The sequence below is a fragment of the Collinsella sp. AM31-2AC genome (assembly GCF_003469285.1).
Taxonomy (GTDB): Bacteria; Actinomycetota; Coriobacteriia; order Coriobacteriales; family Coriobacteriaceae; genus Collinsella; species Collinsella aerofaciens_AT.
This window is the reverse complement of record NZ_QSJB01000022.1, coordinates 1-21,538: the sequence shown is the minus strand read 5'-3', so window position 1 is coordinate 21,538 and position 21,538 is coordinate 1. Positions and strand designations below refer to the sequence as shown.

14 protein-coding genes are annotated in these 21,538 nt (G+C 59.3%); 8 read left to right on the top strand and 6 right to left on the bottom strand.

The window, feature by feature from the left end; translation table 11 throughout:
* Positions 1-10 precede the first annotated feature (10 nt).
* Together DW796_RS09210 and DW796_RS09205 are read right to left on the bottom strand one after the other, a co-directional pair.
* Positions 11-1,024 (bottom strand): polyprenyl synthetase family protein, encoded by a 1,014-nt coding sequence (locus tag DW796_RS09210; RefSeq protein ID WP_118094956.1) that lies wholly within the window; start codon positions 1,022-1,024, stop codon positions 11-13.
* Positions 1,025-1,150: 126 nt separating this feature from the next.
* Entirely contained in the window at positions 1,151-3,601 is a 2,451-nt protein-coding gene (locus tag DW796_RS09205) for a PTS transporter subunit EIIC (protein WP_118094954.1), read from the bottom strand.
* 224 nt (positions 3,602-3,825) lie between these two features.
* On the opposite strand from DW796_RS09205, the gene DW796_RS09200 reads away from it, so the two are divergent.
* From DW796_RS09200 to DW796_RS09180, 5 genes are all read left to right on the top strand, one after another.
* Positions 3,826-4,545, top strand: a complete 720-nt coding sequence (locus DW796_RS09200) for a GntR family transcriptional regulator (RefSeq protein ID WP_118094952.1) — start codon at positions 3,826-3,828, stop codon at positions 4,543-4,545.
* A 306-nt stretch (positions 4,546-4,851) separates the two neighbouring features.
* Positions 4,852-6,168, top strand: coding sequence for an ABC transporter substrate-binding protein (locus tag DW796_RS09195; RefSeq protein WP_055252173.1), 1,317 nt, complete (start codon positions 4,852-4,854; stop codon positions 6,166-6,168).
* Between the two features lie 87 nt (positions 6,169-6,255).
* The gene (locus DW796_RS09190; protein WP_099432301.1) at positions 6,256-7,110 is read left to right on the top strand and encodes a carbohydrate ABC transporter permease; all 855 of its coding nucleotides are present in this window, start codon (positions 6,256-6,258) and stop codon (positions 7,108-7,110) included.
* Positions 7,110-7,949, top strand: coding sequence for a carbohydrate ABC transporter permease (locus tag DW796_RS09185; protein ID WP_117584245.1), 840 nt, complete (start codon positions 7,110-7,112; stop codon positions 7,947-7,949). The genes DW796_RS09190 and DW796_RS09185 overlap by 1 nt, the downstream gene beginning before the upstream one ends.
* Before the next feature lie 68 nt (positions 7,950-8,017).
* Positions 8,018-9,217: an ABC transporter ATP-binding protein gene (locus DW796_RS09180; protein ID WP_055252176.1), complete on the top strand. Its 1,200-nt coding sequence runs from the start codon at positions 8,018-8,020 to the stop codon at positions 9,215-9,217.
* Positions 9,218-9,670: 453 nt separating this feature from the next.
* On the opposite strand, the gene glgP is transcribed toward DW796_RS09180, so the two are convergent.
* The 3 genes from glgP to galE form a co-directional block, all read right to left on the bottom strand.
* Positions 9,671-11,938 (bottom strand): glycogen/starch/alpha-glucan family phosphorylase, encoded by a 2,268-nt coding sequence (glgP, locus tag DW796_RS09175; protein ID WP_118094950.1) that lies wholly within the window; start codon positions 11,936-11,938, stop codon positions 9,671-9,673.
* Between the two features lie 128 nt (positions 11,939-12,066).
* On the bottom strand, positions 12,067-13,584 hold the full coding sequence (gene malQ, locus DW796_RS09170) for a 4-alpha-glucanotransferase (protein WP_233539717.1): 1,518 nt from the start codon (positions 13,582-13,584) through the stop codon (positions 12,067-12,069).
* A gap of 209 nt (positions 13,585-13,793) precedes the next feature.
* On the bottom strand, positions 13,794-14,855 hold the full coding sequence (gene galE / locus DW796_RS09165; RefSeq protein WP_117736891.1) for a UDP-glucose 4-epimerase GalE: 1,062 nt from the start codon (positions 14,853-14,855) through the stop codon (positions 13,794-13,796).
* A 266-nt stretch (positions 14,856-15,121) separates the two neighbouring features.
* Here galE and DW796_RS09160 point away from each other — a divergent pair, with 266 nt between their 5' ends.
* Positions 15,122-16,327 (top strand): hypothetical protein, encoded by a 1,206-nt coding sequence (locus DW796_RS09160; RefSeq protein WP_118094946.1) that lies wholly within the window; start codon positions 15,122-15,124, stop codon positions 16,325-16,327.
* 222 nt (positions 16,328-16,549) lie between these two features.
* Here the strand turns inward: DW796_RS09160 and murB are convergent, their stop codons facing one another.
* Entirely contained in the window at positions 16,550-17,512 is a 963-nt protein-coding gene (gene murB, locus DW796_RS09155) for a UDP-N-acetylmuramate dehydrogenase (protein ID WP_118094944.1), read from the bottom strand.
* 183 nt (positions 17,513-17,695) lie between these two features.
* On the opposite strand from murB, the gene DW796_RS09150 reads away from it, so the two are divergent.
* Both DW796_RS09150 and DW796_RS09145 read left to right on the top strand, forming a co-directional pair.
* On the top strand, positions 17,696-18,724 hold the full coding sequence (locus DW796_RS09150; protein ID WP_089573627.1) for a LacI family DNA-binding transcriptional regulator: 1,029 nt from the start codon (positions 17,696-17,698) through the stop codon (positions 18,722-18,724).
* Between the two features lie 204 nt (positions 18,725-18,928).
* The gene (locus DW796_RS09145; RefSeq protein ID WP_118094942.1) at positions 18,929-21,457 is read left to right on the top strand and encodes a phosphoketolase; all 2,529 of its coding nucleotides are present in this window, start codon (positions 18,929-18,931) and stop codon (positions 21,455-21,457) included.
* Positions 21,458-21,538 lie beyond the last annotated feature (81 nt).

Below are 21,538 nucleotides of genomic sequence, written 5' to 3'. Positions count from 1 at the left end.
ATGACCCCCGCTAGTTGAGGCGCTCCACAAAGAAATCTGCCATGGAGAGGAACAGATCGCGTGCGTGCGGGTCAAGCTCAACGTTCTCGATGGCCGCTTTGGCCTTAGCGGTCAGGTCGAGCGCATAAGTGTGGGCGTAATCGATGGAGCCGGTCTGCTGGAAGATCTCCACGGCACGCGCGAGCTGCGCGGGGTCCTCGGTGCCCGAGGAAAGGATTGCCTCGACCTCGTCGTGATAGCGCTCATTTGACAGGGCATGCACAGCGACGAGCGTGCGCTTGCCCTCGGTGATGTCGGTGCGGAAGTCCTTGTTGGCGGCCTCTTTGGTGCCGACCAAGTTGAGCAGGTCGTCCTGAATTTGAAAGGCAAGGCCAGTGTGCAGGCCAAAGGCGCGTAGCGCCTCGACCTGCTCTTTGCTGCCGCCACCGATAATGGCTCCGGCGGCAAGTGGCGTGGCTCCGCTGTAATACGCGGTCTTGTGCGTGGCCATGTCCAGGTAGTCATCAACCGAGATATCAAAGCGCTCGTCACGGACCCAACCCAGGTCGAGCGCTTGACCCTCGATGGTGCGGACGATCATCTCGGTAAGCTCGTGGAGCACGCGAAGCTTCACGTCTGCCTCGAGCGTGGGGTCGTCGAGAACCGTCTTGGTGACCATGGTGAGTGCCAGGTCACCGCAGTTGATGGCAAGCCCCGTGCCCTCGGTGAGGTGCATGCAGGGTTTGCCGCGACGCAGCTGTCCATTATCTGCGATATCATCGTGGATCAGTGCGCCCGACTGGAAGTGCTCGATAGCCGCCGCGGCGCTGCGGGCGCTCTCAAAGCTACCGCCCACTGCGGTTGCGGCGAGCATGCAGATAAGCGGGCGATGGCGCTTGCCGGCGTTGGCCGTAAAAGCCGAGAGCGGCGCGTACAGGTAACGCTCGATATCGGCAGAGGTTGCCTGTCCGTCAAAGAACGTGGCCAGATAGTCGTTGATCTGGCCAAAGTGCTGGGCTAAAAAGCTGGTAAACGGACTGGACACGGGTTCTCGCATTCTTTCTTAGGTTGCATCGATGTAGTGTGCAGGCAACATATTGCCACATTGTGCCTGCCTGCGTGGCAGGTTTGGGGATTTAAGGTAACGGCGCATGTCGGACGAGTTTCGTAGTTAGACCAGTCCAAAGTGCTCGAGCGCCTTGACGACGCCATCTTTGTCGACCGAGTCGGTGATGTAGTCCGCGCGCTTTTTGAGATAGTCCGGTGCATTGCCCATGGCGATGCCGACGTCGACGGCGTTCATCAGCGAGATGTCATTGCTGGCATCACCGATGCCATACACCGTTCCATGGTTGGGGTCGAGAGCGTCGAGTACGGACTGGATACCCTCGCGCTTGGTACATTCGCGAGGCGAAATCTCGGTCACTTCGAGCTCGAGCTCGTTAAAGCAGAGCAGCGGCTCAAACGTTTGATCCTGAGCGATGCGGTTGGCAAGCGACGTGGACATTAAGATCTTGTAGGCGCTGTAATGTTGCAGCTGCGTAATTGCATCGCCCACGGTGCGGGCATATCCGGGGGCGTCGGGCGCATCGGCACTCATGCGAACGACGCCATTGAGTCCCTCAAAACGAATCACTTCGTCCGATTGCTCAAGAATGGGAGCAAGGCGCTGCAGCATGCCGGGCGTCATCGCCAAATCGCGAATCACGTGTCCCTCAAGTTCGACATAGCCACCCGCGAGGCAGACGATGCCGGTCCAGGGCAGCTCGAGCAGCTTTGGATGGATGCAGCTCAGCGTGCGCCCTGTGCAGATAAACGCCATATTGCCCTTGGCGACAAAATCACGGATGGCTTGCGAGACCGCTTCATTGGGATAGGGGGAGAGGTCTCGCTCGCTCTCGGGAAGCTCTTGTGCCACTCGAGGGTCTTGCCAGGCGAGTGTTCCGTCGATATCGAAGAAGCAGATATCGCCGCGCTTATGGGCTGCGCTGGCGGCAGGGGAGGCCGAGGTGGTGGGCACAAATCCCGGCTCGAGGCCCATGATCTGGTCAAAATGCTCTTTAACGCGGGGAACGGAGATGCCAATAATCACCTGGGCGGTCTTGCCCGTAATGATGAGGCCCTTGGCGCCCACCGCGACAAACGACGCATTATCTGCAACGATGGAAGGGTCTGCGACCTCGACGCGCAGGCGCGTGGCGCAGTTGGTTGCGCCCACGATATTGCCAACGCCACCTAAAAGCTGAATTACCCGCTCGGCGAGGACGTGATCTTGATCGGATTGAATACTGACCTCGCCATTGGGAGATTGCTCTTTGGCAAAGCCGCTTCCCGTTAAACGATCGATTGCCGCGCGATTGGAGACATGATCCTCGCGGCCCGGCGTCTTAAGGTCATAGACCAAGATGAGTGCTCGAAAACTAACAAAAAAGATGAGGCTAAAGGCAAGACCGATACCGAGCGCCAAAAGGTAGGAGCCGGCATGCATTCGCATGAGTGGGATGAAGTTGAAGGCCGTCATTTCCATGAGACCGCCCGAGAAGATGCCGACGATGCCAAAGAAGTTCATGGTCATGGCAAGGCAGGAGGACAGGACGGCGTAGAGCAAAAAGAGTCCGGGATAGGTGAACATAAAGAGAAACTCGAGCGGCTCGGTGACGCCGCAGACCACCGAGGCGACGATGGCGGGCAAAAGGATGACCTTAAGGCCGGCGCGGCGTTCGGGTTTGGCGGTGAAATAGAATGCTGCCGCGATGGCGGGAAGGCCAAAGAGCTTGCCCCAGCCGGTGGCGGTAAAACCTGCCCAGGGCGCAAGTTCATTTAAAGGGCGCGTGCTATGGGAGAGAATGGGGAGCAGGTTGGTCCACGTGGCGTAAATACCGTCGTGAATGACCAGATTGTCGTAATAGATGGGCATATAGAGCAGATGGTGCAGCCCCATGGGCTCGAGCGCTCGCTCCAAAAACACAAAGATGCCCACGCCGAAGGGGCCGACGCCCGCAAGTGCGTGGCGCAGCGTTTCGGTCACAGCGTATGCGAAGGGCACGATGGCGGCCGAGATGGCGGCAAGGGCAAACACGGCAAAAAAGCTGATGAGGTAGACCAGCGAGGAACCCGAGAAGGTGCCGAGCCAATCGGGAACCTTGGCATCGTAGAAGCGGTCATGGATGGCGACGACGGTTGCCGACACCGCCAGCGGGCCGATAATGCCGGTGTCGAGCGTCTTGATGCCGTCGATGACGGTGATGCCGCTGGCGGGGGTTAAAGACGACGGGTACTTAAGTCCAAGGTTGTCGCCGCTCAGCTTAATGATCTCGCTCAAAAAGAAACAGTAGGCAAAATAGGCTACGAGCGCCTCGAGGCAGCAGCGTGCCGGTTGCTTTTGGGCAAGGCCGATAGGCAGCGCTACGGCAAAAAGGAGTGGAAGGCGCTTAAAGACCGTCCACGAGCCGCGCTGGATGATGGTCCAGAAAACGTACCAGGGGGTTCCGTATACGGCGAGGTCGCCGACGATATCCACGGTCGTTGCGAGGGCGGAGATGCCGACCATGAGGCCTGATATAGAAAACAGCATGGCGGGCGCGAACATGGCTCCGCCAAAACGTTGGATTTTCTGCAGCATAATATGCCTTCCGGATGCAACATGCTGTGCGAGCAAGAACGTTTAAACAATGAACTCATTGTAGAGGACTGGCTGCTTGCCGCATTGACGGTTTTGATTCGGTCCGATTTTGGTTTCGGGGGAACCGTCGACGGTAAATAATCCGTGCTTTACCGATAATCGGTTTAAACAACTTTAAGAAATGCTATCGTGCCTAGCCATACATATTCATTAGAGGTGAAATCATGCCAAAAGCGATTTACGAAGGAATCTACCGCGAGATCCGTTCGCGCATCATCAACGGGACCTATGCGTTTCAGGAGATGCTGCCAACCGAAGCCGAGCTGACCGCGGAGTTTGGCTGCACGCGCAATACCGTTCGACGCGCCTTGAGCATGCTGGCCGACCAGATGTTTGTGCAGCCTATACACGGCAAGGGTGTGCGCGTTATTTGGCTTAAGGGCGAAACCGATATGCTGGGCGCACTCGAAGAGGTTGAGTCGTTTGGCGAGTTCGCAAAACGCAACAATGCCGTCGCATCGACCGAGGTCAAGTCTTTTGAACATTTGATTTGCACTGAGCAACTCTCTCGTCGCCTGGGCTTTAAGGTGGGCGAGGAGCTGATTCGCGTCGTGCGTGTCCGAAGCCTCAACGGCAGTGCTCGCCAGGTGGACCACGGCTACTTTTTGGAGTCGATCGCCAAGGGCCTGACGCCCGAGGTCGCCGAGAAGTCCATCTACGACTATCTGGAGCACAAGCGCGGCATCAAAGTGATGGCGAGCCGCCGTACGGTGAGTGTCGAGCTCGCCAACGATGAGGACTGCAGCTACTTGGACCTTGGCAAGTACAACTGTGTCGCCGTCATGGAGAGCCAGTCGTACACTTCGGACGGCATCTTGTTCGAGGTCACGCATGCCCGCACGCATCCCGAGATCTTCCACTACCGCGTCAACTCCAAGCGATAGCCGGCTAGCTCGCAGCCTGACGAGACTCATGCCCTCAAAGCGAAAACGCCCGGTCAAACCGACGATGCATCGGCTTGATCGGGCGTTTTCTCTGCATTCGATAATAAATAATTGTTTATACAAAACTTGTCAAGTATCAAGTTGAAATTACCGTTCACCGAAGTTTTTCTACCGCTCTAGTAATACTTGTTCAAACAACTAGCCAAATAGCGTATTGTACAAGTCAGCAAAAGGGGCAAAGTCCCCGAGCCAATCTCCGAAGGCGGCGGCAAAGGGTGCCGCCACGGTGTGAAAGGGTGGATTGTAATGAAGAACGAAATGAGCAGAAGGCAGTTCCTGGGCTTTGCTGGTTCCGCGGCTGCGGTTCTTGGTCTGGGCCTCGTGGGCTGCGGTGGTTCTGCCGGCTCTGGCTCCTCTGCTTCTGGTGACGCTGCCGAGGTCTACTTCCTCCAGTTCAAGCCCGAGGTCGACAAGGAGTGGAAGGAGATCGCCAAGGCGTACAAGAAGGAGAAGGGCGTCGAGGTCAAGATCGTGACCGCCGCCTCCAACACCTACGAGGAGAAGCTCAAGTCCGAGATGTCCAAGAGCTCCGCTCCGACGCTGTTCCAGGTCAACGGCCCCACCGGCCTTAAGAACTGGAAGGACTACTGCGCCGATCTTTCCGACACCAAGCTCCGCGGCGAGCTCATCGACGACTCCCTGGCGCTGCAGTCCGACGGCAAGGATCTGGGTATCGACTGGGTTCAGGAGAGCTACGGCATCATCTACAACAAGGAGCTCCTCGAGAAGGCCGGCTACAAGGCCGAGGACATCAACTCCTTCGACAAGCTGAAGGCTTGCGCCGATGACATCCAGGCCCGCAAGGACGAGCTCGGCGTTGACGGTGCCTTCACTTCCGCCGGCATGGATGACTCCTCCAGCTGGCGCTACACCACCCACCTCGCCAACCTCCCGCTCTACTACGAGTTCGAGAAGGAGCACAACCAGGAGGACGACGAGATCAAGGGCGAGTATCTCGACAACTTTAAGCAGATCTTCGACCTGTATATCACCGACTCCACCTGCGATCCTTCGCAGCTTGCCTCCAAGACCGGTGACGACGCCACCAACGAGTTCGCAACCGGTAAGGCCGTTTTCTACCAGAACGGCTCTTGGGCCTACGCCGACCTCACCAAGGCCGGTATGACCGACGACCAGCTCGGCATGCTGCCGATCTACATCGGCGTCGACGGCGAGGAGAACCAGGGCCTGTGCTCCGGCGGCGAGAACTACTGGTGCGTCAGCTCCCAGGCTTCCGAGGATGCCCAGAAGGCCACCGAGGACTTCATGTATTGGTGCGTCACTTCTGACACCGCCACCAGCATCATCGCTGACAAGATGGGTCTGACCGCCCCGTTCAAGAGCGCTAAGGAGACCACCAACGTCTTCTCTCAGCAGGCCGTTGCTATGGCCAAGGACGGCAAGAAGACCGTCGCTTGGGACTTCGTTTACATCCCCTCTGAGGAGTGGAAGAAGAACCTCAAGCAGGCTCTCATCGCTTATGCTGCCGACAACACCAAGTGGGACGGCGTCAAGAACGCCTTCGTCGATGGCTGGAAGACCGAGAAGGCTGCTTCCGAGTAAGCAGTTGCTGCCCAAGCTATCTGATTAGCGACAGGGGGCGGGCAGACGTAGGTTTGCCCGCCCCCTGCATATTGAAAGGACCCTTCTATGGGCAAAGCACTCAAGCGCTGGTGGCCGCTCTTTATGCTGCCCACGTGCCTGGCGTTTATGATCGGGTTCGTGATTCCCTTTATCCAGGGTTTCTATCTCTCGTTCTGCCAGTTTATTACCATCAATAACGCGCACTTTGTCGGTATCGAGAACTACGTGCGCGCACTGACCGACCCGCAGTTCTCCACGTCGTTCTTCTTTACCGTGGCGTTTGCCTTCCTGTCGACGGTGCTCATCAACGTGATCGCGCTGGCTATTGCGCAGGCGCTCACTCGCAAGGCGCTCAAGGGCACCAACATCTTCCGTACGATCTTCTTTATGCCTAACCTGATCGGCGGCATCGTGCTGGGCTACATTTGGCAGATTCTGATCAACTGCCTGCTCTCCAACGTGGGCGCCCAGCTCATCGCCCTCAACTCCGCCGCTGGCTTCTGGGGCCTTATCATCCTGACCCTGTGGCAGCAGGTCGGCTACATGATGATCATCTACATCGCTGGTCTGCAGTCCATCCCGTCTGACTACATCGAGGCCGCCAAGGTCGATGGCGCTACGGCATGGCAGACGTTTTGGAAGGTTAAGATCCCCAACCTGATGCCGACCATCACCATCTGCCTGTTCCTGTCCATCACCAACGGCTTTAAGCTGTTCGACCAGAACCTCGCCCTTACCGGTGGCGCCCCGGCGCACTCCACCGAGATGCTCGCCCTGAACATCTACAACACGTTCTATTCGCGTGCTGGCATCGCATGGCAGGGCATCGGTCAGGCCAAGGCAGTTATCTTCTGCATCCTGGTTGTCGCTATTTCTATGATCCAGCTTAAGGCCACGAGGTCCAAGGAGGTGCAGCAGTAATGAAACGCGATAAGGCTATCAACCGCGCGCTCTCGATCTTCTTTACGATTCTGTCGCTCGCATGGATCTACCCCGTGTTCATGATTGCACTCAATTCCTTTAAGAAAGCGACCGCAATCAGCACCACCACGGCGTTCGATCTGCTCACGCCCGAGACGTTCAACGGCCTCGCAAACTACGTGCACGCTCTGAACGAGCAGGGCTTTGCCTCGGCGTTTATGTACTCGCTCATCATCACGGTCACGTCGGTCGTGCTGATTCTGGTGTGCTGCTCCATGTGCGCTTGGTACGTGGTGCGCGTCAACAGCAAGATCTCGAACTTCTTCTATTACCTGTTCGTCTTCTCGATGGTCGTACCGTTCCAGATGCTCATGTTCACGCTGTCCAACCTCGCGGACCGCATCGGCTTTAACACGCCGTTTAACATCTGCTTCATCTACCTTGGTTTTGGCGCGGGCCTCGCGGTCTTTATGTTCGCCGGCTTCGTCAAGAACATCCCGCTCGAGATTGAGGAAGCGGCCATGATCGACGGCTGCAACCCGGTCCAGGTGTTCTTTAAGATCGTCCTTCCCATTATGAAGCCCACCTATCTTTCGGTCGGCATCCTTGAGACCATGTGGGTCTGGAACGACTATCTGCTGCCCTACCTTACGCTCGACTCCACCAAGTACAAGACCATTCCTATCTTGATCCAGTACTTCCGTGGCGGCTATGGCCACGTCGAGCTCGGCCCCATGATGGCATGCATCATGATGGTCGTCATCCCCATCGTCATCATGTACATCTTCTGCCAGAAGTACATCATTGACGGCGTTGTGGCAGGTGCCGTCAAGGGCTGATGCCGTAACTGTTTTGCAAGTTTTGGCGGCGCCTCTCAGCGCGGCGTCGCGTATCGAAAGGTAAAGACATGGCCGAGATCGTTCTCAAACATGTTCAGAAGGTGTATCCCAACAACGAGTCAAAAAAGAAGGGCTTCTTTGGCAAAAAGAAGAAAACCGAGGAGAAGAAGCACAACCTCAAGGTTACCGAGGACGGTGTGCTCGCTGTAGAGGACTTCAACCTCACCGTTCACGACCAGGAGTTCATCGTCCTCGTTGGCCCTTCTGGCTGCGGTAAGTCCACGACGATGCGCATGGTCGCCGGCCTGGAGGACATCACCTCCGGCGATGTGCTCATCGATGGCAAGCGCGTCAACGACGTGGCGCCCAAGGACCGCGACATCGCCATGGTGTTCCAGAGTTATGCTCTGTACCCCAATATGACGGTGTACGAGAACATGGCGTTTACGCTTGAGCTCAAGAAGGTCCCCAAGGACGAGATCGACCGCAAGGTTCGCTCCGCTGCCGAGATCCTGGGTATTACCGAGTACCTTGACCGTAAGCCCAAGGCGCTCTCTGGCGGCCAGCGTCAGCGTGTCGCCATCGGCCGCGCCATCGTGCGTGACCCCAAGGTCTTCCTGATGGACGAGCCCCTGTCCAACCTGGATGCCAAGCTGCGTAACCAGATGCGCGCCGAGCTCATTAAGCTGCGTCACGAGATCAAGGGCACCTTCATCTACGTTACCCACGACCAGACCGAGGCTATGACCCTCGGCGATCGCATCGTGGTCATGAAGGACGGCGTCGTCCAGCAGATCGCCACGCCGCAGGAGGTCTTCAACCATCCCGCGAACATCTTCGTCGCCGGCTTCATCGGCGTGCCGCAGATGAACTTCTTCGATGCCCAGCTGGTGCGCTCGGGCAACGGCTTCACTGTCAAGACCGAGGATATGAACGTCGCGCTCGCCCCCGAGACTTGCGCTCAGCTTGCCCTCAACTGGGACGGCGGCGACGTGAAGGAGATCACGGCCGGCGTGCGCCCCGAGCAGATCCTGCTTGCCGACAAGGACGAGGAGGGTGCGCTCCAGGGCACCGTCGAGGTGACTGAGCTCATGGGTTCGACCGAGCACGTCCACGTGACTGCTCCCGATGGCCAGTTCGTCCTGATCATTCCCGTTGTCGACCTTGAGGCCAAGGGTGCGCTCAAGGCGGGCGACCCCATCTGGTTCAAGTTCGAGAAGAACGCGACCCATCTCTTCGATAAGGTGTCTGGCAAGAACCTTATCTAGGCCCGGTGCATCCAGGCCCTCCCTTTGGGCGACTGCGGCTTTGCCATCCTTTTGCCGTGGTCACATATAAGGCTCCCCTCCCGTCCACTGGGCGAGAGGGGAGCCTTTCTTTGTGTTGGGGTTGTCCATCTGTCAGTTTGTCTTGATCTGTAACAGGAGGAGGGCCAAATTGGGCCTAGGTGTTACAAGTTGAGATGTTGTTGAGCTGCCCGTCCTTCCATCTCAATCCGTAACACGAGAGGCTGATTTCGGCAGTTACCTGTTACAGATCGAGACAGTTCATCGGGACAATTCTGTTTGTCTTGATCTGTAACAGATAGACCCAATTTTGCCGGTTAGGTGTTACAGATCGAGATTGTTTGGTCGAGGCGGGCCACGGGCAACACGCGGGCACAAAAAACGGAGCCGCGTTGCCGTGGCTCCGTTTTCAAGAGGATGGGCGATGAAACCGAATTAGCTCAGGTGCCAGATCTCGTCGTTGTACTGGGAGATCGTACGGTCGGACGAGAAGGTGCCGGCGTTGGCGATATTGATGAGCGCCTTGCGCATCCAGGCGTCCTGGTCCTCGTAGTCGGCCAGCACGCGCTCCTTGGTCTGGATGTACTCCTCAATGTCGAGCAGGGCCATAAACCAGTCCTTGCCCTTAATGTCGTCGTGCAGGCGCTGCAGGCGCTCGGCGTTGCCGGTTGCCATAAAGGCCGGGTTGGTGATGAAGTCCACCAGCAGTTTAATTCCGGGCTTGCGGTAGAGCGTGCCGGCGTCATAGGTGCCGTCGGCGTAGAGTTGCTCGACCTGCTTGGACGAGGCACCAAAGGTGTAGATGTTCTCGTCGCCGACGAGCTCGGCGATCTCCACGTTGGCGCCGTCGAGCGTGCACAGGGTTAGGGCGCCGTTGAGCATGAATTTCATGTTGGAGGTGCCGCTCGCCTCCTTGGAGGCCAGGCTGATCTGCTCGGAGATGTCAGCGGCGGGAATCACGCGCTCGGCGGCGGTGACGTTGTAGTTCTCGATCATGACAACCTGCAGGTAGGGAGCCACGTCGGGGTCGTTTGCAATCCACTGCGACAGCGTCAGGATCAGATGGATGATGTCCTGCGCAATAGTGTAGGCAGGCGCCGCCTTGCCGCCAAAGATGATGGTGACGGGGTGCTTAGGTCTGTTGCCGTTCTTGATATCGAGGTACTTCCAGATGATGTAGAGCGCGAGCATCTGCTGGCGCTTGTACTCGTGGATGCGCTTGACCTGGACGTCGATGATGGCGTTGGAGGGAATGGTCACGCCCTGCTCGAGCGCCATGAACTGGCGCATGATGGCCTTGGCCTCGACCTTGGTGGCGGCCAGGCGCTCAAGAACATCCTTGTCGTCGGCGAACTTGGCGAGTTTGCTCAGATCGCCGGTGCTGCGCCAGTCGGTGCCGATCACATCGTCGAGCAGGCTGGCGAGCGCGGGGTTGGCCCCATGGATCCAGCGGCGGAAGGTGATGCCGTTGGTCTTGTTGGAGAACTTCTCGGGATAGATCTCGTAGAACGGATGAAGCTCGGTGTCCTCCAAGATCTTGGTATGGAGGGCGGCTACGCCATTGATGGAGAAGCCAAAGTGGATGTCCATGTGGGCCATGTGGACGGTGTCGTGCTCGTCGATGACGGCGACGCGCGGGTCATCGTGCTCGGCCTTCGCGATCTCATCGAGCTTGACGATAATGTCGGCGATGGCAGGGGAGACCTTCTGCAGGCTGACGAGCGGCCACTTCTCGAGCGCCTCGGCAAGAATCGTGTGGTTAGTGTAGGCGACCATGGAGCGTACGATGGTCACGGCCTCGTCAAACTCGATGCCATGCTCGGTGGTGAGCAAGCGAATGAGCTCGGGGATGACCATGGTGGGGTGCGTGTCGTTAATTTGGACCACGGCGTAGTCGGCCAGATCGTGCAGGTTGCTGCCGCGCTCGATGGCCTCGTCGATCAGGAGCTGGGCGGCGTTGCTCACCATGAAGTATTCCTGGTAGATGCGAAGCAGGCGGCCCTGCTCGTCGGAATCGTCGGGGTAGAGGAACAAGGTGAGGTTCTTGGCGATCTCGGTCTTGTCGAAGTCGATGGAGCTGCCGGGGACCAGGCCGTCGTCGACGCTCGCCAGGTCGAACAGGCGCAGACGGTTCTTGGTGGGCTGGCCGTAACCGGGCACGTCGATGTTGACGAGCTTGGAGGTAACGGCAAAATCGCCGAACTCGACGGTGTAGGAGCGGTCGTCGTCGACTAGGATGTCCTGCTCACCGAGCCACTCGTCGGGGACGGCCTTCTGCTGGTTGTCGACAAAGCGCTGACGGAACAGGCCGTAGTGATAGTTGAGGCCCACGCCATCGCCGGTCAAGCCCAGCGTGGCGATGGAATCCAGGAAGCATGCGGCCAGGCGGCCCAGGCCGCCGTTGCCGAGCGACGGCTCGACCTCGAACTCCTCGATCTTGTTGAGGTCGTGGCCTGCGGCGGTGAGCTGGTCCTTAACCTCGTCGTAGATGCCGAGGTCGATCATGTTGTTGATGAGCAGCTTGCCGATCAAAAATTCGGCGGAAATGTAATAGAGCTTTTTCTTGCCGTTGTTGAGCGGGCAGGCGGCGGAGCGCTCCTGCACGAGTTTGACCAGCAGCTTGTAAATGCGACGGTCGTCGAGCTGCTCGAGCGAGGTGCCAAAAGACTGCTCGGCGAGTTCCATGAGGTTAATTTGGGGCATGTTTCCTCCTGTAATGGGTTGATTACATGTCTGCAATTCATAAGAATCCCGCGCGAGGGGATTGGGGTGGCCTCGCGCGGGTAAGCAAGCGCGTCCGCACGGTGGGGAGGGGTCGGGCGCGGTAGCTCCTATTGAGGAAGCTCGATTTCGGCTTCCGACGGGATGCGGAAGTAGGTCTCGGTCCAGTCAGTGAGTTTGTGCTCGAGCTCGCGGGTGATGGCGCCGTCGAGCATGCGCCAGGTCCAGTTGCCGCCCAGCGTGGCAGGGGTGTTGATGCGCGCCTCGTTGCCCAAGTTGAGCAGGTCCTGCATGGTGTAGATGCACGTGTCGCTCACGCTGGCGGCGATGGTGCGATTGAGCGCATCTGCCATGGGTTCGCCGGCCTGCTGATGGGTGTACAGGGCTGCCTGCTCGCGCTGACGCGGGGTGGCCGTTCCCTCAAACCAACCGCGCGCCGTCTCGTTATCGTGGGTGCCCACATAGGCGACGGTGTTGGCGATGTAGTTATGCGGCAGGTAGTACGAGTTGGTGCCCTCAAAGGCAAACTGCAGGATCTTCATGCCGGGGAAGCCCGAGTTGTCGCGCATGTCGATGACGCCGGGGGTGAGGAAGCCCAGGTCCTCGGCGATGATGGGCAGCGTGCCGAGCTTTTCCTCGAGCGTCTTGAAGAACTTGAGGCCGGGACCCTGCGTCCACGAACCGTAGGACGAATCGGGCGAGGAGAACGGCACCTCCCAATAGGCCTCGAAGCCGCGGAAGTGATCCAGGCGGATGACGTCGTACATGTCGAGGGCGGCGCGAATGCGGCCCTCCCACCAGGAGAAGCCGTCGGCCTCCATGGCGTCCCAGTCGTAGATGGGGTTGCCCCAGTACTGGCCGGTGGCCGAGAACTGGTCGGGCGGCGTGCCGGCGACGCTCACGGGATTGCCGGCGGCGTCGATCTTAAAGAGCTCAGGTGTCGCCCACATCTCGACGGAGTCACGCGAGACATAGATGGGCAGGTCGCCGATGATGAGAATGTCGCGCTCGTTGGCATAGGCCTTGAGGCGGCTCCACTGGCGATCGAAGAAGTACTGCGTCATCTGGTGGTAGAGCATACGCGCCGGATGGTCGGCGCAGACCTTGGCGGAAGCCTCGCCGCGGGTGCGGAGCTCCGCGGGCCACTCCCAAAACGCCTTGAGACCGCACTCCTCTTTGACGGTCATGAACTCACAGTAGGGGATGAGCCAGTCCTCGTTGCCCTGGATAAAGTCATCGAAATCGGCCGGCTTGTCGGCAGCAAAGCGCTCGGCGGCGCGGTCGAGAATCTGACGGCGGCCGCCAAAGATAGCACCGTAGTCAACATTGCTGGGGTCGGATCCCAGATACACGCCATCGATATCGCGCTGCTCCAGATACCCTGCCTCGATAAGCTCGGCAAAGTCGATAAAGTTGGGGTTGCCTGCGCGGGCCGAGAACGACTGATAAGGCGAATCGCCATAGCTGGTCGTCGTAAGGGGCAGAATCTGCCAGTAATGTTGTTTGCACGAGGCGAGAAAATCGACGAAGTCGTAGGCATTCCAGCCAAAGCCGCCGATTCCGTATGGTCCGGGCAGAGATGAGACGGGCATGAGGACGCCGCTTGCACGCTCCATGAATGCGCTCACCAACCTTCTTGTTGTGGGGTCGGCCTGCCGATGGGTGTGCAGTCCGCCTCCGATGTTCTGATTCGATACGCCTATTGTAAAACATGTTGTTTAAACATGTACAGGCAAGATAAAAAAGTTGGTCGATTTTCGGCGAATGGCTACATGCCATGAAAAAAGCCCCGACCTCACAACGTGAGATCGGGGCAAGAACGGTATGTAGGTTTTTGCTACTCGGCGTCGGCGAAGCCGTTGGGGTTGTGGCTCTGCCAGTTCCAGCTATCGCGGCACATGTCCGCGATGTCGTACTGGGCCTTCCAGCCCATCATGCGCTCGGCCTTGGAGGCATCGCACCAGTTGGCAGCGATGTCGCCGGCGCGGCGCTCGCGGATCACGTAGGGCAGCTCCTTGCCACAAGCCTTGGAGAAGGCGGCGACGACCTCGAGTACCGAGGTGCCGGTACCGGTGCCCAGGTTAAAGATCTCGACGCCGGTCTTGCCGTTCATCCAGTTAAGGGCGGCAACGTGACCAGAGGCCAGATCGCACACGTGGATGTAGTCGCGCACGCCGGTGCCGTCGGGGGTGGGGTAGTCGTTGCCAAAGACCTGAACGGCCTCGAGCTTGCCCACGGCGACCTGGGCGACATAGGGCACCAGGTTGTTGGGGATGCCCTTGGGGTCCTCGCCGATCAGGCCCGACGGATGAGCGCCGATGGGGTTGAAGTAACGGAGCAGCACGACGTCCCACTCGGGGTCGGCGGTGTGGACGTCCATAAGGATCTGCTCGATCATCCACTTGGTCCAGCCATAGGGGTTGGTTGCGGGCTTCTTGGGGTCTTCCTCGGTGACGGGCGGGTTGTCCGGGTCGCCGTAGACGGTCGAGGAGCTCGAGAAGATGATGGACTTGCAGCCATGGTTGCGCATGACGTCGATGAGCACCAGGGTGTTCTCGATGTTGTTGTGGTAGTACTCGACGGGCTTGCTCACCGACTCGCCGACGGCCTTAAAGCCGGCAAAGTGGATGACACGGTCGATCTGATGGGTATCGAAGATCTTGTTCATCGCATCGCGGTCGAGCACGTTGGCCTTGTAGAAGGTGAGGTTCTTGGCGGCTTCGTCGCCCACGATGGTCTTGACGCGGTCGACGGCGACGGCGCTGGAGTTGGAGAGATCATCGACGATGACGACCTGGTAGCCACCCTCGAGCAGCTGAACGACGGTGTGCGAGCCGATAAAGCCGGCGCCACCGGTAACGAGGACGCAGGTGTCTTTGGGGTCGAGTGCTTTGGACATGTAGTCTCCTATCGAATCAGGAACACTTCTAGAGGGGAGTATAGCGCAGGCGGGGACGCCCAAATGGTGCACTGTAGGAAAAGCAGAGGATTATGTTAACGTACTCATATAAGAGCTTGCTCAATTGTTACCTCAAATTTGACAATTGCTTACGAGCCGCCGACCTTGTAGTTTCCTGCCGTTCGTGGAAATCGTTGGGACGCGCCATATGTACGCTAATATGTATGAGTTGAGCGACATATAAATAAGCGTGTAACGGAGTACATATGTCACCAAACAGCGATTCCATCCTTTCCCAGGAGCTCTCGCGCCGCACTGCCCTTAAGGCCCTGTTCGGCGCCGCTTCTGCGGCAGTTCTTTTTGGCCTGCCCACTCGCGCCCATGCGGCGGAGGCTTCCAAAGAAACCACCGATAAATTGAATGCCGCCCAGGCCCAACTCGACGAGGTTCAGGCCCAGCTCGACAGCATCGCAAATGAGTATGCGGCGCTGGCCAACAAGAATGCCCAGACCCTCAACGACATCGAGAATGTCCAGGGCAAGATTGACGACACGCAGGCCCAGATCGATGAAAAGAAGGCCGAGCTCAAGAAGAAGCGCAACGACCTTTCCGATCGCGTGGCCGCCAGCTACAAGTCCGGCGGTACGAACATCCTGTCGCTGCTGCTGGCCTCTGGCTCGTTTGAGGAACTCGTCGCCAACGCGCATTACGTTGAGAAGATCAACAAGAGCGACCGCGATGCCATCGAGGATATCCAGACGATTCAGGCTGAGCTCGACGCACAGAAGACCGAGCTCGAATCACAAAAGGCCGACCTGGAGAAACTCAAGGACCAGCAGACGGCTCAGATGCAGGATATGCAGGCCAAGCAGCAAGAAGTCCAGACCGTGCTGAACGGTCTTTCCGACGACGTCAAGGAACTCATGGCTCAGCGCGATTCCGAGATCCTCGCTGCCGCCCAGGCTGAGGAGGCTGCCAGGAAGGCCGCCGCTGCCGCGGCCGCCGCGAACAAGAACAATTCCTACTCGGGTGGTTCGAGCTCGGGCGGTGGATCGTATGCGCCCGGAACTCCGCAGCAGAATGCCGGCTCGGGCAAGCAGCAGGCTGTCGTCAACGCGTGCTACTCCACGCCTTCGCCGGGTCAGAACTGGTGCGCGGCGTGGGTTACCAATGTCTTCCGTAACGCCGGCGTTGGCTACTTTGGCGGCAACGCCTGCGACATGTTCAACGCCTGGTGCTATAGCTCCGATCGCTCGGCGCTGCAGGTGGGCATGATCGTGGCCGATTCCTCGCACAGCGGCACGGGTGCTCCGGGCCTTATCTACGGTCATGTGGGTATCTACGTTGGCGGCGGCATCGTTATGAGCAACGAGGGTGCCATTACGTCTAAGTCGCTTGATTCGTTCATCAGCTTTTATGGTACTGGCTCTGGCGTGCGTTGGGGCTGGCTTGGCGGTATTGCGCTGTCGTAAAGCCGACTGGGCCGCGTGCCCGCCCGCAATATATTTGATTGCCTGCTCGGGCAGTCCTGCGCAAGACGAAGGCCACATTAAGTGGCCTTCTTTGCGTGCGGAACTCGCGATCAATCAAATATATTGCGGGCGGGCACGCGGCCCTCTCGGGTTCGGGGCGCGACACACCGGACTGGGTTATCTGAATAAATATGGTGAAGGCCCCTTTCGGGGCCTTCTTTGTTAGAGGAATTCGCCTACTCGGTGGACTTCGGGTTCTAGGTCTACGTTGAATTGGTCTTTGACGGTTGCTTGGATGTGGCGGATGAGTTCGTCGACATCGGCTGCGGTGGCGTGGTCGGCGTTGACGATGAAGCCGCAGTGCTTTTCGCTCACCTGCGCGCCGCCGATGGCGTGTCCTCGCAGGCCGGCGTCCATGATGAGCTTGCCGGCAAAGTAGCCCTCGGGGCGCTTGAAGGTGGAGCCGGCACTCGGCATGTCGAGCGGCTGCTTGTCCTCGCGGCGCTGGCGGTAGTCGTCCATGTCGGCCTTGATCATCGCGGCGTTGCCCGGGGCGAGATTGAAAGTGGCCGAAAGCACGACGAAACCGTCGTCGGCAATGCGGCTCTTGCGATAGCCCAGGTTGAGCTCATCGACATCGAACTCGATAATGCTGCCGCTACCGCGGGTGCCGTCGTCGAGCATGCGGGCGGGCTTGTAGACGCGCACGGACTCCAGCACATCGGCCATGCAAGCGCCGTATGCTCCGGCGTTCATGTAGCAGGCACCGCCGACCGATCCGGGAATGCCCGAGATGGGCTCCATGCCGGTAAGGCCGGCCTCGGCTGCCGCGGCTGCGACATCGGAAAGCAAGGCGCCGGCTGCCGCCGTGACGTGCGTGCCGTCGACCGTAATGTCGGAGAGGCCCTCGCCCAGCGCTACGACGACGCCGCGGATGCCCTTGTCGCCGACGAGCAAGTCGGAGCCGTTGCCCACGATGGTGAGTGGTAGATTGCAGCGATAGCAGGTATCGAGCGTGGCGACGAGGCCTTGCTCAGTATCGGGCGTGACAAAGACGTCGGCCGGACCGCCGATCTTAAACGTGGTGTGCTCGCGCATGGGCTCGCTCATCAGCACGTTGTCCTCGCCGGCAACGCCAGCGAGCGCGCACAGCAGGTCCTCGTTAAAAAAATCGTTCTCGTGCATACGAATATCCGCCTTTTGGTGGTCGCTGTCATCAATCGATTGCAATATACCCCACCCGGACGGATTTGGTGCGCTGGCGGCGATAAAACAGCCGTCCACCGGATTGGTAAAGTGTTTATCACCGAGGTAGAGGGGTAGTCGCTATACTTTCAAGAGATTGCGCGTAAACCCGGAAGGAGCGAGATGGCCAACAAAGTCACCCTCAAGCAGATCGCCCAGGAGGTGGGGCTTTCCCCCTCGTCGGTCTCGCTTGTTCTCAATAATCGGCCCTGTCGCATCTCGGAAGAAAACCGCAAGCTCATCAAAGAGGTCGCGGCGCGCAACCACTATGTTCCCAACCAGATTGCGCGCAGCCTGGTCATGCGCGAGTCGCGCACGCTGGGCCTTATCGTCCCTAACATCGAGAGCCGCTTTTTTGCCTCGCTCGCCGGTAGCCTGGAAAAGCGCTGCCGCGAGGACGGCTATGCGCTCTTCATTACCAGCTCGGGCGGAAGCGCCGATGACGATCTGGAGCTGCTGCGCCAGCTGGTGACGCGCGGCGTTGATGGCGTCTTCCTGGTGGTGGGTGACGAGTTCTCCGATGATCGCGCCCTGCGCGAAGAAGTCAGCCACCTGCCCATCCCGGCCGTAATGGTCGACCGTGCCATTGAGGGGCTCGAGTGCGACAAGGTGATGTTCGACCACGAGATGGGCGGCTATATGGCCACCCGCTATCTGATCGAGCAAGGCCACCGCCGTATTGCCTGCCTGGTTAATGCCCGCCGTTCCAATACGGGTCGCAAGCGACTTGCCGGCTATGAGCGCGCGCTGCGCGAGGTTGGCCTGCCGATCGACGCGCGTTTGGAGTTTGAGAGCGAGTACTACATTCCGAGCGCATACGAGGCCTCGGAGGCAGTGCTCGCAACTGACGCCACTGCCGTGTTCGCAAGCTCAGATAACATTGCCCTCGGTTTGCTCAAGCGCTTGCACGAGATGGGGAAGAGCATCCCGGGCGATATCTCGGTGGTGAGCTATGACAACTCGGCGGCCGACGTTCTCTTTGAGCCGGCGCTGACCGCGATTGAGCAGGACCCTGGTGTCCTTGCGGAGCATGCTTTTGGCTGCATGTCCAAGCGTCTTGCCGGTAGGGGCGGCAGGCGTGCCGAAGAGGTCGTTCTGGAGCCGGAGCTTATCGTTAAGGACAGCGTGCTCGAGCTTACTAAACACAACTAAACACGTTTACCAATTTGCAGAGACCGAATGTGGAGCACCTGTGACAATCAACGCCGCAGGTGAATGTCGCGTTTTGCTAATCGATGGGATTGATAAGGGTGGTAAAACGTTTTTTCACCATGATAAAACGTTTTAGCAAATATACTGGTCCCAACGAAAGGTTGCCGTATTGGAGGGTGACCGCACAGCGAAGGGACATAAACAATGGCTAAAACACTGGGGACGCCGTGGCAAAAGCTGGGCCACGAGGTGCCGGCTTCCGAGCTCGAGGGCGTCGACCTGTATTGGCGCGCATCGAACTATCTGTCCGTCGGTCAGATCTACCTTCGCTCTAACCCGCTAATGCGCCCCGACTTTGTTGATGAGAAAACCGGTGAGGTGCGCGACTTCGGTCGTCCGGACGTTAAGCACCGCCTGGTTGGCCACTGGGGCACCACGCCCGGCATCAACTTCCTGTTCGGTCACGTCAATCGACTGATCGCCGACCACAACCAGAACGCTATCTTCTTGATGGGCCCTGGTCACGGTGGCCCCGCCGGTACTGCTCAGTCGCTGCTCGACGGCACCTACCGCGAGATTCGCCCCGACATCACCAATGACGAGGCCGGCCTGCAGAAGTTCTTCCGCCAGTTCTCCTATCCCGGCGGCATCCCGAGCCACTTTGCGCCCGAGACGCCCGGTTCCATCCACGAGGGCGGCGAGCTCGGCTACACGCTCAGCCACGCTTACGGTGCCGTTATGGACAACCCGAGCCTGCTGGCCGTGGCCGTGGTGGGCGACGGCGAGTCCGAGACCGGTCCGCTCGCGACCTCTTGGCAGTCCAACAAGCTCGTGAACCCGGCAACCGACGGCATCGTCCTGCCGATCCTGCACCTCAACGGCTACAAGATCGCCAACCCCACCATCCTTGCCCGCGTGTCCGATGAGGAGCTCACCAAGTTCTTTGAGGGCATGGGCTATAAGCCGCACTTCTTTGTCGCCGGCTTTGACGACGAGAGCCACGCAAGCATTCATGCGCGTTTCGCTGCCCTGTTTGAGCAGGTCTTCGATGAGATCTGTGACATCAAGGCAACCGCGCAGGCCCAGGCCGCCGCAGGCGAGACCGTGGTCCGCCCGGCCTACCCCATGATTGTGTTCCGCACGCCCAAGGGCTGGACCTGCCCCAAGCAGATCGACGGTAAGAAGACCGAGGACTCCTGGCGCGCGCATCAGGTGCCGCTGGCGAGTGCCAAGGACACCCACGAGCACTTCCGCGTGCTGCGCGAGTGGCTGCGTTCCTACAAGCCCGAGGAGCTCTTTACGCCCGAGGGCCAGGTGCGCCCCGAGGTGACGGCCTTTATGCCGACCGGCGAGTTGCGCATCGGCGCCAACCCCAACGCGAACGGCGGTAAGGTGCGTCGCGAGCTCGAGCTGCCCGATATTCATGCCCACGAGGTCCCCGTCGCAACTAAGGGTCATGGCTGGGGCTCCACCGAGGCCGCCCGCGTCTTTGGTGAGTACACTGCCGACGTTCTGGCCAAGAACATGGATGACTTCCGCATCTTCGGTCCCGACGAGACCGCGTCCAACCGTCTGCAGGCTGCCTACAAGGTGACCAAGAAGCAGTGGGACGCCGGCTTCTACGAGGACGAGGCCAACGACGAGCTGCTGGCAGGCTCCGGTAAGGTCGTCGAGCAGCTGTCCGAGCACCAATGCGAGGGCTTCCTCGAGGCCTACGTGCTCACTGGCCGTTCCGGCGTGTGGAGCTCCTACGAGAGCTTTGTCCATGTGGTCGACTCCATGGTCAACCAGCACTGCAAGTGGCTCGAGGCTACCAAGCGCGAGATTCCGTGGCGTGCCCCCATCAGCGGCCTTAACATTTTGCTGTCGAGCCACGTCTGGCGTCAGGACCACAACGGCTTCTCGCATCAGGACCCCGGCTTTATCGACCTGCTGCTCAACAAGGCCAACGACACGCACATCGTAAACGCCTACTATCCGGCCGACGCCAACATGGCTCTCGCCGTGGCCGAGCGCGTCTACCAGTCCACTGACTGCGTCAACGCCATCTTCTGCGGCAAGCAGCCTGCTCCGACCTTCCAGACGGTCGACGAGGCCAAGGCGGAGCTCGCCGAGGGCGTTGCGACCTGGGAGTGGGCATCGACCGCCGATTCGCTCGCCGAGGCCGACGTCGTGGTCGCCACCTGCGGTGACGTGCCGACGCTTGAGGCTCTGGCTGCAACCGACATGCTGCGCGAGCTGGGCATCAAGGTATGGTTCGTCAACGTGGTCGACCTGCTCAAGATCCAGAACGTCTGCGAGAACGACCAGGCTCTCAGCGACGAGCGCTGGGCTGAGCTGTTCGGCTGCGGCGAGAAGCCCGTCCTCTTCGCGTTCCACGCCTATGCTGGCACGATTCGCCGTCTGATTTGGAACCGCCCCGGCCACGATGCCTTCCGCGTCCACGGCTACGAGGAGAAAGGCTCCACGACAACGCCGTTCGACATGCTGCGCCTGAACAACATGGACCGCTGGGCACTGGCCGCCGACGTGCTGCGCCTGGTCGACGCCGATAAGTTTGCGGAGCAGATTGATAAGTGGGAGGCATTCCGCACCGAGGCCTTTGAGTTCGCGTGCGATGAGGGCTTCGATCACCCGGCCTTTACCGACTGGGTCTGGCCCGACGCTGCGGCTGCAACTGCTGCCGACGGCACGCTCTCCGCAACGCAGATGACCGCGGGCGACAACGAGTAAGTGGGCATCCGGGACGGTCTCGCGCTGGGGCCTTGCCCGGCGGGGTGGCCTTGCTCCGGGAAGTGGGCTTCGCGAACTTCC

What these genes read in the sequence shown, in the direction of transcription:
- DW796_RS09205 (WP_118094954.1), bottom strand. Translation starts at nt 3,601, where the DNA reads ATGCTGCAGAAAATCCAACGTTTTGGCGGAGCCATGTTCGCGCCCGCC.
- DW796_RS09180 (WP_055252176.1), top strand. Translation starts at nt 8,018, where the DNA reads ATGGCCGAGATCGTTCTCAAACATGTTCAGAAGGTGTATCCCAACAAC.
- murB (WP_118094944.1), bottom strand. Translation starts at nt 17,512, where the DNA reads ATGCACGAGAACGATTTTTTTAACGAGGACCTGCTGTGCGCGCTCGCT.
- DW796_RS09160 (WP_118094946.1), top strand. Translation starts at nt 15,122, where the DNA reads ATGTCACCAAACAGCGATTCCATCCTTTCCCAGGAGCTCTCGCGCCGC.
- DW796_RS09195 (WP_055252173.1), top strand. Translation starts at nt 4,852, where the DNA reads ATGAAGAACGAAATGAGCAGAAGGCAGTTCCTGGGCTTTGCTGGTTCC.
- DW796_RS09145 (WP_118094942.1), top strand. Translation starts at nt 18,929, where the DNA reads ATGGCTAAAACACTGGGGACGCCGTGGCAAAAGCTGGGCCACGAGGTG.
- DW796_RS09150 (WP_089573627.1), top strand. Translation starts at nt 17,696, where the DNA reads ATGGCCAACAAAGTCACCCTCAAGCAGATCGCCCAGGAGGTGGGGCTT.
- DW796_RS09200 (WP_118094952.1), top strand. Translation starts at nt 3,826, where the DNA reads ATGCCAAAAGCGATTTACGAAGGAATCTACCGCGAGATCCGTTCGCGC.
- glgP (WP_118094950.1), bottom strand. Translation starts at nt 11,938, where the DNA reads ATGCCCCAAATTAACCTCATGGAACTCGCCGAGCAGTCTTTTGGCACC.
- galE (WP_117736891.1), bottom strand. Translation starts at nt 14,855, where the DNA reads ATGTCCAAAGCACTCGACCCCAAAGACACCTGCGTCCTCGTTACCGGT.
- DW796_RS09190 (WP_099432301.1), top strand. Translation starts at nt 6,256, where the DNA reads ATGGGCAAAGCACTCAAGCGCTGGTGGCCGCTCTTTATGCTGCCCACG.
- DW796_RS09185 (WP_117584245.1), top strand. Translation starts at nt 7,110, where the DNA reads ATGAAACGCGATAAGGCTATCAACCGCGCGCTCTCGATCTTCTTTACG.